Annotated in this window: 15 protein-coding genes; 6 read left to right on the plus strand and 9 right to left on the minus strand. The window is 65.2% G+C overall.

Going from position 1 to position 13274, the window contains the following annotated elements; genetic code table 11:
• Nucleotides 1–26: 26 nt before the first annotated feature.
• Together PQU89_RS09750 and fba are read left to right on the plus strand one after the other, a co-directional pair.
• Nucleotides 27–662, plus strand: coding sequence for a LysE family translocator (locus PQU89_RS09750; RefSeq protein ID WP_272765644.1), 636 nt, complete (start codon nt 27–29; stop codon nt 660–662).
• Between the two features lie 80 nt (nt 663–742).
• The gene (gene fba, locus PQU89_RS09755; protein ID WP_047967732.1) at nt 743–1807 is read left to right on the plus strand and encodes a class II fructose-bisphosphate aldolase; all 1065 of its coding nucleotides are present in this window, start codon (nt 743–745) and stop codon (nt 1805–1807) included.
• 72 nt (nt 1808–1879) lie between these two features.
• Here fba and PQU89_RS09760 read toward each other — a convergent pair whose 3' ends face one another.
• On the minus strand, nt 1880–3037 hold the full coding sequence (locus PQU89_RS09760) for an HPP family protein (protein ID WP_272765645.1): 1158 nt from the start codon (nt 3035–3037) through the stop codon (nt 1880–1882).
• A 93-nt stretch (nt 3038–3130) separates the two neighbouring features.
• Between PQU89_RS09760 and PQU89_RS09765 the strand changes: the two genes are divergently transcribed.
• The gene (locus tag PQU89_RS09765; RefSeq protein WP_272765646.1) at nt 3131–3292 is read left to right on the plus strand and encodes a hypothetical protein; all 162 of its coding nucleotides are present in this window, start codon (nt 3131–3133) and stop codon (nt 3290–3292) included.
• A gap of 90 nt (nt 3293–3382) precedes the next feature.
• Entirely contained in the window at nt 3383–4177 is a 795-nt protein-coding gene (locus tag PQU89_RS09770) for a TIGR00266 family protein (RefSeq protein WP_272765647.1), read from the plus strand.
• A gap of 65 nt (nt 4178–4242) precedes the next feature.
• On the opposite strand, the gene aroG is transcribed toward PQU89_RS09770, so the two are convergent.
• The 6 genes from aroG to PQU89_RS09800 form a co-directional block, all read right to left on the minus strand.
• Entirely contained in the window at nt 4243–5319 is a 1077-nt protein-coding gene (gene aroG, locus PQU89_RS09775) for a 3-deoxy-7-phosphoheptulonate synthase AroG (RefSeq protein ID WP_272765648.1), read from the minus strand.
• Nucleotides 5320–5564: 245 nt separating this feature from the next.
• Nucleotides 5565–5975, minus strand: a complete 411-nt coding sequence (dksA, locus tag PQU89_RS09780; protein ID WP_047967729.1) for an RNA polymerase-binding protein DksA — start codon at nt 5973–5975, stop codon at nt 5565–5567.
• A 274-nt stretch (nt 5976–6249) separates the two neighbouring features.
• Nucleotides 6250–6555 carry a c-type cytochrome gene (locus PQU89_RS09785; RefSeq protein WP_047967728.1) on the minus strand — a complete coding sequence of 102 codons (306 nt, stop codon included), beginning with the start codon at nt 6553–6555 and terminating at the stop codon, nt 6250–6252.
• Between the two features lie 76 nt (nt 6556–6631).
• Nucleotides 6632–7216, minus strand: coding sequence for a YggT family protein (locus PQU89_RS09790; RefSeq protein ID WP_238377330.1), 585 nt, complete (start codon nt 7214–7216; stop codon nt 6632–6634).
• Complete coding sequence (gene proC, locus PQU89_RS09795; protein WP_272765649.1) at nt 7213–8022, minus strand: pyrroline-5-carboxylate reductase; 810 nt, start codon at nt 8020–8022, stop codon at nt 7213–7215. The genes PQU89_RS09790 and proC overlap by 4 nt, the downstream gene beginning before the upstream one ends.
• Nucleotides 8023–8074: 52 nt before the next feature.
• Complete coding sequence (locus PQU89_RS09800) at nt 8075–8764, minus strand: YggS family pyridoxal phosphate-dependent enzyme (RefSeq protein ID WP_272765650.1); 690 nt, start codon at nt 8762–8764, stop codon at nt 8075–8077.
• Nucleotides 8765–8885: 121 nt separating this feature from the next.
• Between PQU89_RS09800 and PQU89_RS09805 the strand changes: the two genes are divergently transcribed.
• Both PQU89_RS09805 and PQU89_RS09810 read left to right on the plus strand, forming a co-directional pair.
• A complete protein-coding gene (locus tag PQU89_RS09805) occupies nt 8886–9923 on the plus strand; it encodes a type IV pilus twitching motility protein PilT (RefSeq protein WP_272765651.1) in 1038 nt (345 codons plus the stop codon).
• 15 nt (nt 9924–9938) lie between these two features.
• Entirely contained in the window at nt 9939–11075 is a 1137-nt protein-coding gene (locus PQU89_RS09810) for a PilT/PilU family type 4a pilus ATPase (protein WP_272756277.1), read from the plus strand.
• A 68-nt stretch (nt 11076–11143) separates the two neighbouring features.
• On the opposite strand, the gene PQU89_RS09815 is transcribed toward PQU89_RS09810, so the two are convergent.
• Nucleotides 11144–12373, minus strand: coding sequence for an EAL and HDOD domain-containing protein (locus PQU89_RS09815; protein WP_272765652.1), 1230 nt, complete (start codon nt 12371–12373; stop codon nt 11144–11146).
• A 165-nt stretch (nt 12374–12538) separates the two neighbouring features.
• A complete protein-coding gene (locus tag PQU89_RS09820) occupies nt 12539–13273 on the minus strand; it encodes an amino acid ABC transporter ATP-binding protein (protein WP_047967758.1) in 735 nt (244 codons plus the stop codon).
• Nucleotide 13274: the final 1 nt, after the last annotated feature.

The raw sequence follows: 13274 nt of genomic DNA on the forward strand, positions 1-13274 counted from the left end.
CATTACCGATGCAAGGAGCAGCGCCCATGGCCTTCGATACCTGGCTGATCTTCGTCGTCACCGTGTTTTTCGTGTCGGCGACCCCCGGTCCCAACATGCTGCTGGCGATGAGCCACGGCATCCGCTTCGGCCTGCGCGGTGCGCTGCCGACCATGGCCGGCCTGCTGCTGGCGCTGGGCATCATCATGGGCGGTTCCGCCGCGGGCCTCGGCGCGCTGCTGGCCGCCTCGGAGCAGCTGTTCTCCTTCGTCAAGTACGCCGGCGCCGCCTACCTGGTGTGGCTGGGCTACCAGGCCTGGCGCGCGCCGGTCAGCGAGCGCATGGGCAGCGACGGTGACGACGACGGCGCAGCCGCCGTCAGCAACTGGCAGCGCTTCCGCACCGGCTTCCTGGTGGCGATGAGCAACCCGAAGGCCTTCGTGTTCTTTGCCGCGCTGTTCCCGCAGTTCATGCGCGCCGATGCACCGCAAATGCCGCAACTGGTGGTGCTGGCCGGCACCTTCTACGTGATCGAGAGCAGCTGGCAGGTGGTGTACGCCTTCGGCGGTGCCAAGCTCAAGCACTGGATCACCAGCCCGCTGCGCCAGCGCCTGATGAACCGCTTCGCAGGCGGCTCCTTCATGGCGGCCGGCGTGGCGCTGAGCACCGTCAGCCGCGCCTGAACCACCGGCCGTTGCGGCCAACCTTTTTCCGCGCCGGCCACGGCGGGCGCGACAAGCATTCAACTACTGGAGACTCACCCATGGCACTCGTTTCGATGCGTCAGCTGCTGGACCACGCGGCAGAATTCAGCTACGGCCTACCGGCCTTCAACGTCAACAACCTGGAACAGATGCGCGCCATCATGGAAGCCGCCGACAAGGTCGACGCGCCGGTGATCGTGCAGGCCTCGGCCGGTGCGCGCAAATACGCCGGCGCGCCGTTCCTGCGCCACCTGATCCTGGCGGCGGTGGAAGAATTCCCGCATATCCCGGTGGTGATGCACCAGGACCACGGCACCAGCCCGGACGTTTGCCAGCGCTCGATCCAGCTCGGCTTCTCCTCGGTGATGATGGACGGCTCGCTGAAGTCCGACGGCAAGACCCCGGCCGACTACGACTACAACGTCGACGTCACCCGCACCGTGGTCAACTTCGCCCACGCCTGCGGCGTGTCGGTGGAAGGCGAGATCGGCTGCCTGGGTAGCCTGGAAACCGGCATGGCCGGCGAGGAAGACGGCGTCGGCGCCGAAGGCGTGCTCGATCACAGCCAGCTGCTGACCGATCCGGAAGAAGCCGCCCAGTTCGTCAAGGACACCGGCGTGGATGCACTGGCGATCGCCATCGGCACCAGCCACGGCGCCTACAAGTTCAGCAAGAAGCCGACCGGCGACGTGCTGCGTATCGACCGCATCAAGGAAATCCACGCCCGCATCCCGAACACCCACCTGGTGATGCACGGCTCCTCCAGCGTGCCGCAGGAGTGGCTGCAGATCATCAACGAGTTCGGCGGCGAGCTGGGCGAGACCTACGGCGTGCCGGTGGAAGAGATCGTGGAAGGCATCAAGCACGGCGTGCGCAAGGTCAACATCGACACCGACCTGCGTCTGGCCTCCACCGGCGCCATCCGCCGCTTCCTGGCGCAGAACCCGAAAGAGTTCGACCCGCGCAAATACCTGGCCGCCAGCACCGTGGCGATGCGCGACATCGTGATCGCCCGCTACGAGGCGTTCGGCGCCGCCGGCATGGCCAGCAAGATCAAGCCGGTGAGCCTGGACACCATGGCCAACCTGTACCTGAAAGGCCAGCTGGCGCAGATCGTGAAGTAAGCTGCACCCGCCATGCAAAACGCCACTCCGCGGAGTGGCGTTTTTTTTGGCTTGCGGCCAACGTTGGCCGCATCAGGCGCCGGACAGGCGGTCGCGGAACAACGCGGCAATCAGGTCGGACTGGCTGATCACGCCGGCCAGCGTGCCGTCGTCGTGCAGCACCGGCACATGGTGCAGGCCGCGGTCGGCAAACAGCGGCACCAGCTCCACCAGGTGCAGGTCGTCGCGCACGCTGATCAGGGTGCTGCTCATGATTGCCGCCACCCGGCTGTCGCCGGCGCGGCCGCTGAGCAGGCGCGCCAGCCGTTCGCGCAGCCCCTGCGGCGAGCCGTCCAGCCGCTTGAGGAAGTCCACCAGCGACACCATGCCCAGCACCTGGCCGGCGTCGGTAACCACCGGCAAGGCGCGCACCTTGTGCTGGCGCAGCAGCCGCCATGCCTCTGCCAGCGCGGTATCCGGGCGCAGGCTGATCACGTCGCGCGACATGATGTCGCGGCAGCGGATGTCGCCCAGCCGGCGGCGGTAGGCGTGCATTTCCGCCAGCGTCATCACCTGTTCCAGATCGCTGCGGCTGATGTCGAGCAGGTGGTTGAAGCCGGCCAGCGCCGCTTCCATGTCTTCCTCGCGGATACCCAGCCGCGCCAGCGGCGCCGGATCGCGGATCAGGTGACGGTTGGGCGGCGGCAGCGCGCGCGGATAGGGGCGGCGCAGCAGGTAATTGTTGAGCAGCCACGCCAGCGCCAGCATCAGCAGCGCGTTGCACAGCACCAGCGCGACAAAGCCGTAGCCCATCGCCTGCACCGCCGGGCCGCCCACCACCGCGTTCAGCGCGATGGCGCCACCGGGCGGGTGCAGGCAGCGCAAGGCGATCATGGCGAAGATGGCCAGCCCGACCGCGACGCCGGCCGCCAGCCACGGCCACGGCAGCCACTGCGCGCAGGCGACGCCGATGGCGGCCGACACCAGGTGACCGCCCAGCAGCGGCCACGGCTGCGCCAGCGGGCTACTGGGCAGCGTGTACAGCAGCACCGCCGCCGCGCCCATCGACGCCACCAGCAACGGCGCCGGTCCCAGGGTCAGCGCGGTGAGCAGGCCGGTCAGCGCGATGGCAAACAGCGCGGCGGCAGCCACCGCCAGCTGTTCGCGACGGCCGATCACCAGCGGCTCCGGCCACCAGCGCTGCAGACGCCGGCGCAGCCCGGCCGGCAACAAGGCAAGAGAGGTCATCATCCCGCCATTATATTTGAAGATGTATTTGGTTTGCCACTTTGCGACCCGCATCCGCCGCTTGGCCGCCGGCGCCGCGCTGCGTACACTATGCCGATGAGCGAACTTTTCTCCCCCCTCGAATGGGTCTTCGTGGTCATCCTCGGCCTGGTGCCGCTGGCCGGTATCGTGTTCCACCTGTGGATCATGCTGCTGCGGCCACCGAAGCAGCCGCCGGCCGACGCCACCCCACCAGCGCAGGACCTCGAGCCGCACTGAAGCGGCGCTCCCGCCGCGCCCGGCTTTGCATTTGGCATGGCCAGCCGCTAGCATGAACGCATGCCGGCAATGGCGCTCAAGGAGAACAAGATGGCAATGGATGTGATCGACTACCAGATCTTCGGCGACGACATGCAGTACGTCGAAGTGGAGCTGGACCCCGGCGAGGCCGCGGTCGGCGAGGCCGGTGCGCTGTACTACATGGAAGACGATGTCAGCATGGACACCATCTTCGGTGACGGTTCGGCGGCGCAGAGCGGGCTGCTGGGCAAGCTGCTCGGCGCCGGCAAGCGACTGATCACCGGCGAATCGCTGTTCACCACTGTCTACCTCAACCAGGGCCAGCGCAAGCGCCGCGTCGCCTTTGCCGCCAGCTATCCCGGCAAGATCGTGCCGGTGCACCTGCTGGAGCTGGGCGGCACGCTGTACGCGCAGAAGGACAGCTTCCTCGCCGCCGCCAAGGGCGTCAGCCTCAGCCTCGCGTTCCAGAAGAAGATCGGCACCGGCCTGTTCGGTGGCGAGGGCTTCATCATGCAGAAGCTGGACGGTGACGGTTACGTGTTCCTGCACGCCGGCGGCACGCTGACCAGCCGCCAGCTGCAGCCGGGCGAGGTGCTGCGCGTCGATACCGGCTGCGTGGTGGCCTACCAGCCGACGGTGGATTTCGACATCGAGTACGTCGGCAAGCTGAAGTCGGCGCTGTTCGGCGGCGAAGGGCTGTTCTTCGCCAAGCTGACCGGCCCCGGCCGCGTGTGGCTGCAGTCGTTGCCGCTATCGCGGCTGGCCGACCGCATCGTCGCCGCCAGTCCCAAGGCCGGTGGCAACAGCAGCGAACAGGGCTCGCTGCTCGGCGGCCTCGGCAATATCCTGGACGGCAAGGACTGAAACGCGTCCGCGCCTGAATGAAAAAAGCCCGGAGCGTGCTCCGGGCTTTTCTGTCGGCGGCAGGCTTACTTGCCGGACGGCACGCCGACCTTGGCGCGACGGGCCTGGACCGCGTCGGCCAGCGTCTGCAGCAGCGCTTCGGTATTGTCCCAGCCGATGCAGGCGTCGGTGATGCTCTGGCCGTAGGTCAGTTCGCAGCCCGGTTTCAGGTCCTGGCGGCCTTCCACCAGGTGGCTTTCCACCATCACGCCGAAGATGTGCTGGTCGCCGGCCACCAGTTGCGCGGCGATGTCGTCGCACACTTCCATCTGGCGACGGTAGTCCTTGCGGCTGTTGGCGTGGCTGAAGTCCACCATCAGCTTCTGCGGCAGGCCAACGGCGGCCAGCTCGGCGGCGGCGGCCTTGACGAAGCGTTCTTCGTAGTTCGGCTCCTTGCCGCCACGCAGGATCACGTGGCAATCCGGGTTGCCGCCGGTTTCCACGATGGCGGAATGGCCGGTCTTGGTCACCGACAGGAAGTGGTGCGACACGCTGGCGGAGCGGATGGCGTCGACAGCGATCTTGAGGTTGCCGTCGGTGCCGTTCTTGAAACCGACCGGGCAGGACAGGCCGGAGGCCAGCTCGCGGTGCACCTGCGATTCGGTGGTGCGCGCACCAATGGCGCCCCAGCTGATCAGGTCGGCCAGGTACTGCGGCGTGATCATGTCGAGGAATTCGGTGGCCGCCGGCATGCCCATGCTATTGAGGTTGAGCAGCAGGCGACGCGCCAGGCGCAGGCCGGTATTGATGTCGTAGGACTCGTCGAGGTGCGGATCGTTGATCAGGCCTTTCCAGCCGACGGTGGTGCGCGGTTTTTCAAAGTAGACACGCATCACGATCTGCAGGTCGGCGGCGTACTTCTGGCGCAGCGGCAGCAGGCGGCGGGCGTATTCTTCCGCCGCGGCCGGATCGTGGATGGAACAGGGGCCGATCACCACCAGCAGGCGGTCGTCCTCGGCACGCAGCAGACGGGCAATGTCACGACGGGCGTTGAAGATCAGCTCGGCGGCGGATTCGTTGATCGGCAGCTCGTACAGGTGAGCAATCGGCGGGAGCAGTTCTTTGATGTCTCGGATTCTGACGTCGTCGGTCTGGCGGTGCATTGCTGTGTCCTTGGTCTCTTTTGTTTGCATAGCAACATTACCCGCTTCACCCAGCCATGCCAAGCCCTAAACCGTATCGCGACCGGCGATTTTTTGGTGCGGCTGCGCCACGCCGCAGCGGCATGACCTGCCAAACGGCCGGCCATAAAACAGCGCCATTGGCAGGCTTTGCCAAAATAATGGCCTATAAAAAGCAAAAGCACCCATAAGGGTGCTTTCGTTGGGCAATGCGGCCAACCTGGTGCTCAGTCGGCGTACTGGCGCTTCATGCGTTCGCGACGCTCCTGCGCTTCCACCGACAGCGATGCCGTCGGGCGGGCCAGCAGGCGCTTGAGGCCGATCGGCTCGCCGGTGTCTTCGCAATAGCCGTAGCTGCCGTCTTCGATCAAACGCAGGGTGGACTGGATCTTCTGCAGCAGTTTGCGCTCGCGGTCGCGGGTGCGTAGCTCCAGCGCATACTCTTCTTCCAGTGTGGCGCGATCCGCCGGATCGGGCGTGGCTTCCTGCTCCTGCAGGTGGCTAGCCGTGGCACTGGCGTTGCTCAACAGCTCTTGTTGCATGTTCAACAAGCGCTCCTTGAAGAACTCAAGATGGTCGGCGTTCATGTAGTCATCGCCGGACCAGTTGATGATGTCTTGTTCAGTCAGCTTGGCCATAGTTTGATGCTTCCAGCTATAAAGTTGTGGCAACAGGCGTGGAAGATTACCGACGGCATAAGGAAAGTGCAACACAATCCGTACGCCATCTCCGTCGCAACTGTCTTTTATCTTGTGTATATAGTGCCGAACGGGGGTGAACTCAAGAGGGCAGGCCGATTAAGGCCCGACTTAAGACATTGGCAAGAAACACGGAAAGCGGCCGCGGCGGCAAAAGGCACCGTGCCAACGCAACAAAAGCGCCTGACGGCGCTTTATGTTGCATAAAACATGATTACTTCTGGCTCAATACCCATTTCACCAGCGTTTTCAGATCGGCATCGCTGACCTGCGGGTGAGCCGGCATCGGGATCGGGCCCCAGACGCCGGAACCGCCGGCCTTGACCTTGGCCACCAGCTTGGCTTCGGCACTCTTGTCGCCCGCGTATTTCTTGGCAACATCCTTGTATGCCGGGCCGACAATCTTCTTGTCTACCGCGTGACAGGCGACACAGGCGTATTTCTGCGCCAGCTGCAGGTTGGCAAAAGCGGGGGTGGCCAGCACGCCCAGGGCCACAGCGGCCAATAGCATTTTCTTCATGCAAAGTTCTCCACAGGATCAAACTCCTGACCTGACTCCGTAGCCAGGCAGGCGACTCCACTTGATAACCGAATGCTCATACTGCCATCTTGAGTTGCATCAAGAAAGACATTTCCAGCATCCGGACCGGCAGCATCAGGATCACCTGGATCACCAGCAGCAACACCAGCGGCGACAGGTCGACACCGCCGATCACCGCGCGCTGGAACGGTCGCAGGTAGGGACGGGTCAGCGCCTCCAGCACCGGGCGCAGGCCGTTGTAGGGATTGACCCAGCTGAGGATCGCCAGCACGAACACCGCGCCCATCAACAGGTACAGCGACAGGCGGAACACGTCGAGCAGCGCCAGCAGCGTCAGCGCCAGCCAGCTCTGCGGGTGCAGCAGGTCGTAGGGCAGCGGGTTGAGCAGCAGGATGCTGATCAGCGCCAGCAGGGACACCACCCAGGCCAGCACCATGGTGGCGGTGTCATAACTGCGCCACGCCGGAATCCAGCGCCGCAACGGCAACACCGCAAAATTGCTGACCGCGATCACGAACTGGGTCAGCGGATGCTTGAACGGCGCCCGCGCCACCTGCAGGTAAAAGCGCATCAGCAGCACCAGCACGAACAGCTCGCTGATGGTCTTGATCAGGAATTGCAGTGTTTCCAGCAGCATCATTCGTCGTCCTTGCTCAACAGGTCACCCAGCTCCACCGAGCGGGCGCGACAGTCCAGCGCCCCGGCGATGATCGCCGCCTTGACGCCCTCGGCCTCGAAACGGGCGATGGCGCGCTCGGTGGTCCCGCCCTTGGACATCACGTTGGTGCGCAAGGTTGCCACCGGCAGCGGGCTTTGCTTGGCCAGCTCCACCGCGCCCTCGAAGGTGCCCAGTACCAGCGCCCGCGCTTCCTGCTCGCTGAAGCCGACCTGGCAGGCGCCCTCGATCATGCTCTCGATAAAGTAGAACACGTAGGCCGGGCCGCTGCCGGAGACGCTGGTGATGTCGTCGATGCCGCCCTCGGTCTCCAGCCAGCTGGTGATGCCGACCGCCTGCATGATGCCTTCCGCGGTGCGGCGATCCGCCTCACCGATGTCGGCGGCGGCGTACAGCCCGGACACGCCCTTGCCGACCATGGCCGGGGTGTTGGGCATCACCCGCACGATGCGCGAGCTGCCCAGCCAGCGGCTCAGCGCGTCCAGCCGCACCCCGGCGGCGATCGACACCACCAGTGCGCCGTGCAGCCGTGGCGCCAGTTGCTGGCATACCGCCTGCAGTGCCTGCGGCTTGACCGCCAGCAGCACCACCTCGTCGGCGGCAAAGCGGGCCGGCAGCGTCGCCAGCGCGGTGACGCCGAACTCGGCCTGCAGGCTGGCGCGCTTGTCTTCGTGCAGCTCCACCACGCTGATCTGCTGGCCGGGTTGCTGGCAGAGGCCGGAAATGATGGAGGAGGCCATATTGCCGCCACCGATGAACGTGATACGCATGGTTTTCCCCTGGTTCTGGTGCTTCGCCCGCTGGCGAAACATGGTTGGATGGTTAGCCGTAGTGACGCGCGCCGAAGATCGCGGTGCCGACGCGCACCATGGTGCTGCCGGCGGCGATCGCCGCCGCCATGTCGGCGGACATGCCCATCGACAGCGTGTCGGTGGCAATGCCGGCCGCCGCCAGCTGCTGCTGCAGCGTCGCCAGCACGCCGAAGCGTGCGGCCAACGTTGCCGCCTCCTGCGTCGGCTCCGGAATGCACATCAGCCCGCGCAAGCGCAGGCCGGGCAGGGTGGCGATGGCCTGCGCCAGCGGCAGCACCTCGTCCGGCGCGCAGCCGCTCTTGCTGTCCTCGCCGGAAACATTGACCTGGATGCAGACATTCAGCGGCGGCAGCGCCGCCGGGCGCTGCGCCGACAGCCGTTCGGCGATCTTCAGCCGCTCCACCGAGTGTACCCAGTGCGCCAGCTCTGCCACCGGCCGCGTCTTGTTCGATTGCAGCGGGCCGATGAAATGCCACTCCAGCGCCAGATCCTGCAGCTCTGCGGCCTTGGCCTGCAGCTCCTGCACGTAGTTCTCGCCAAAGCGGCGCTGGCCGGCGGCGTAGGCTTCGCGCACTGCCGCCGCCGGAAAGGTCTTGCTCACCGCCAGCAGGGTCACGCTGTCGCCCTCGCGGCCGGCGGCCTGTGCCGCACTGCCGATCGCCGCGCTCACCCGCTGCAGCGCGCTGCTGATATCTGTCATCGTCTGCTCGCTTTCTCTCCCGCCGTTGGCCGCAGCCTCAGTGGGCAGCGGCACCCGGCGGCGTTACAATCGTCCGCATCACTCGATGAACCCGGCATTGTTGCGGACGCGGAGAAATTATATGGAAATTTCCGAACTTCTGGCCTTTACGGTCAAAAACAAGGCATCGGACCTGCACCTGTCGTCCGGGCTGCCACCGATCATACGGGTACACGGCGACATCCGCCGCATCAACCTGCCGCCGATGGCGCACAATGACGTGCACGACATGGTGTACGACATCATGAACGACCACCAGCGCAAGGCCTTCGAAGAGACCTTCGAGTGCGACTTCTCCTTCGAGCTGCCGGGCATCGCCCGCTTCCGCGTCAACGTGTTCCAGCAGAACCGCGGCATTGCCGCGGTGTTCCGCGTGATTCCGTCCAAGGTGCTGTCGCTGGAAGACCTCAACGCGCCGAAAATCTTCCGCGAGATCGCCGACTTGCCACGCGGCATCGTGCTGGTCACCGGCCCCACCGGCTCCGGCAAGTCCACCACGCTGGCGGCGATGGTCGACTACGTCAACGAGAACCAGTATTCGCACATCCTGACGGTGGAAGACCCGATCGAATTCGTGCACGAAAGCAAGAAGGGCCTGATCAACCAGCGCGAACTCGGCGCCCAGACGCAGAGCTTCGCCAACGCACTGAAGAGCGCGCTGCGCGAGGACCCGGACGTGATCCTGGTCGGCGAGATGCGTGACCTGGAAACCATCCGCCTGGCGCTGACCGCCGCCGAAACCGGCCACCTGGTGTTCGGCACCCTGCACACCAGCGGCGCCGCCAAGACCGTCGACCGTATTGTCGACGTGTTCCCGGCCGGCGAAAAGGAAATGGTGCGCGCGATGCTGTCGGAAAGCCTGCGCGCGGTGATTTCGCAGACGCTGCTGAAGACCAAGGACGAAAGCGGTCGCGTCGCCGCCCATGAAATCATGATCGGCACCCCGGCGATCCGCAACCTGATCCGCGAAAACAAGATCGCGCAGATCAACTCCATGATCCAGACCGGCCAGCAGTACGGCATGCAGACCATGGACATGTGCCTGCAGGAACTGGTGCGGCGCAATGTGATTTCGATTCAGGAAGCCCGGCAAAAGGCTTCCAACAAGGACGCGTTCTAAGCGAGGAAGTAGCGCATGGAAAAGGACCAGGCATCAAAATTCATCCACGATCTGCTCAAGCACGCGGCCAGCAAGAACGCCTCCGACATCTTCATCACCTCCGACTTTCCGCCGGCGATGAAGATCGACGGCAAGATCACCCCGGTGGCGCCGCAGGCGCTGACCGCGCAGCACTGCAAGGAGCTGGTGCGCTCGGTGATGAATGACCGGCAGATGGAGGAGTTCGAATCCAGCTCCGAGGCCAACTTCGCCATCAGCCCGCCCGGCATCGGCCGCTTCCGCGTCAGCGCCTACATGCAGCAGGGCAAGGCCGGCATGGTGCTGCGCAAGATCAACACCGAGATCCCAACGCTGGACCAGCTGAAAATGCCGGCGGTGCTGAAGGACGTGGCGATGATCAAGCGCGGGCTGGTGATCTTCGTCGGCGGCACCGGCTCCGGCAAGTCCACCTCGCTGGCGGGGCTGGTGGACTGGCGCAACAGCACCGCGGCCGACCACATCATCACCCTGGAAGACCCGATCGAGTACGTGCACCAGCACAAGAAGAGCATCATCACCCAGCGCGAGATCGGCGTGGACACCGAGAGCTGGGAGGTGGCGCTGAAGAACACGCTGCGCCAGGCGCCAGACGTGATCCTGATGGGCGAGATCCGCGACCGCGAGTCGATGATGTACGGCCTGCAGTTCGCCGAGACCGGCCACCTGTGCCTGGCCACGCTGCACGCCAACAACGCCAACCAGGCGCTGGACCGCATCCTCAACTTCTTCCCGGAGGAGCGCCACCAGCAGGTGCTGATGGACCTGTCGCTGAACATGCGCGCCATCGTGTCGCAGCGGCTGATTCCGCTGAAGCAGGTCAAGGGCCGCGTCGCGGCGGTGGAAATCCTGCTCAACAGCCCGCTGATCGCCGACCTGATCTTCAAGGGCGAGGTATCCAGCATCAAGGAGGTGATGGGGCGCTCGCGCGAAACCGGGATGCAGACCTTCGACCAGGCGCTGTTCGAGCTGTACGAAAGCGGCCAGATCAGCTTCGAGGACGCGCTGCGCAACGCCGACTCGGTCAACGACCTGCGCCTGAAGATCAAGCTCTACGGCGAAGAGAGCAAGCACAGCGATCCGCTGGGCGGACTCGATCACCTCGACATCGTGTAAGCACAAGGTTGGCCGCACCGGCTTACGGCCAACCTTGCACCCTCCCGGCGCGCGTCCGGCTCCACCGCTCAGGTGAGAAAGTCGTCACTCCACATCTTGCGTACCCACTCCAGCGCTTCCAGCTGCACCTGGTTGAAGTTGTCCGCCGCCAGCGTCGGCAGTGGTGCCTGCGCCTCGCGACACTCGGCCAGCTCGGTCTGCGCCAGCAGGTCGCCGAGCATGCCCTCGCGGTACAGCAGCGCCTGCAGCACCTTGTCGCGCAGCGACAGCGACGCCACCAGCGACTGCATGCTCATGCCCAGCAGGCTGTCGGCCAGCGACAGGATGCCGGTCATGAACGCCTCGTCGCGCTCGGCCGGCGGCGCCAGCAGCTCCATCATGCGGCCGCGCACCGCCGCCATTTCCAGCAGCGGGCTGGGGCCGCTGTCCGGGCGGCAATCGGCGGCGAACAGGATGACCAGCGCCCAGCGCTTCAGCCGTGACGAGCCGAGCATGGTCAGCGCCTCGCGGATGGAGCGCACCGGGCGGCCGTAGTTTTCCGCGGCGTTGACCAGCTTCAGCAGGCTGACCACCATGTCCGGCGCCCCCTTGAACACCTCTTCCAGCGCCAGCAGCTCGGCGTCCTGCATCACCAGTCCCAGCAGGCGCAGCATCAGCGCGCGGTGCGGATGGGCGCGGTTCTGCTGCATGACGGTCGGCTTGGCAAAGAAGTAGCCCTGGAACAGGCGGATGCCCAGCTCGCGGCAGCGCTCGAACTGCTCGTAGCTGTCCACCTTCTCCGCCAGCAGCTGGCCGCGGTAGCCCTGCAGCCGCTGCAGCAGCGCCGGTAGTCGCGCCAGCGATACCTGCTGCAGGTCGATCTTCAGGTAGGACACCAGCGGCAGCATCGCCTGGATTTCCGGGGTGATGTCACTGACGTCGTCCAGCGCCAGCCGGTAGCCGCGCGCCTGCAGCTCGCGGCAGCGCTCGCGTACCGAATCGTCCAGCGGCACGCTCTCCAGGATCTCGAGGATGATGCTCTCCGGCGGTAGCAAGTCCAGCACCGGGCTTTTCAGCAGCCGTTCATTGACATTGATGAAGCCGGGACAGCCCTCCAGCACCCGCGACATGCCCAGATCGATGAAGGTGTGGCGGATCACCGAGGCGGTGGCGTTGACGTCATCCTGGAACAGCGCGCGGTTTTCCGGCCCGGAGCGGAACAGCAGTTCGTAGGCCACGCGCTGCTGCTGGACATCGACAATCGGTTGGCGGCCAAGATAGATGGTGGTGTACATGTCGGCGATATTAGCGGATGCCATCGTCAAACAAAACCGCGATCATGACCGGCCGATGTCAGGCATGACCCAGCGCAACCATGACGGGGGAAAAAACCACACCCGCGACCGCAGGCGTAAAAAAACGCCACCGCGAGGGTGGCGTTGTCGGTGCAAGGTTGGCCGCAACGGCGGCGGCCAGGCGCTTGCTCAGTGCGCCAGGATCTTGGACAGGAACTGGCGCGCGCGCTCGGAACGGGCGTCGATATTGCCGAAGAATTCTTCCTTCTCGCAGTCCTCGACGATGGCGCCGCGGTCCATGAAGATCACGCGGTTGGCCACCTTGCGCGCGAAGCCCATCTCGTGGGTCACGCACATCATGGTCATGCCTTCGTGGGCCAGCTCCACCATCACGTCCAGCACCTCGTTGACCATCTCCGGGTCCAGCGCCGACGTCGGTTCGTCGAACAGCATCGCGATCGGGTCCATCGCCAGCGCGCGGGCAATCGCCACGCGCTGCTGCTGGCCGCCGGACAGCTGGCCGGGGAACTTGTTAGCCTGCGCCTTGAGGCCGACACGGTCGAGGTAGTGCATGCCCTTCTGCATCGCCTCGTCCTTGCTGCGGCCGAGTACGCGCTGCTGCGCGATGGTCAGGTTCTCGGTGATCGACAGGTGCGGGAACAGTTCGAAGTTCTGGAACACCATGCCGATGCGGGCGCGCAGCTTGGGCAGGTCAGTCTTCGGATCGCCCACCGAGATGCCGTCGACGATGATGTCGCCCTTCTGGAACGGCTCCAGCGCGTTGACGGTCTTGATCAGCGTGGACTTGCCGGAACCGGACGGGCCGCACACCACCACCACTTCGCCTTTCTTGACGTCGGTCGTGCAATCGGTGAGCACCTGGAAGTCACCGTACCATTTGCTGACGTTCTTGATCTCGATCATG

The organism is Vogesella indigofera (assembly GCF_028548395.1).
Lineage (GTDB): Bacteria > Pseudomonadota > Gammaproteobacteria > Burkholderiales > Chromobacteriaceae > Vogesella > Vogesella indigofera_A.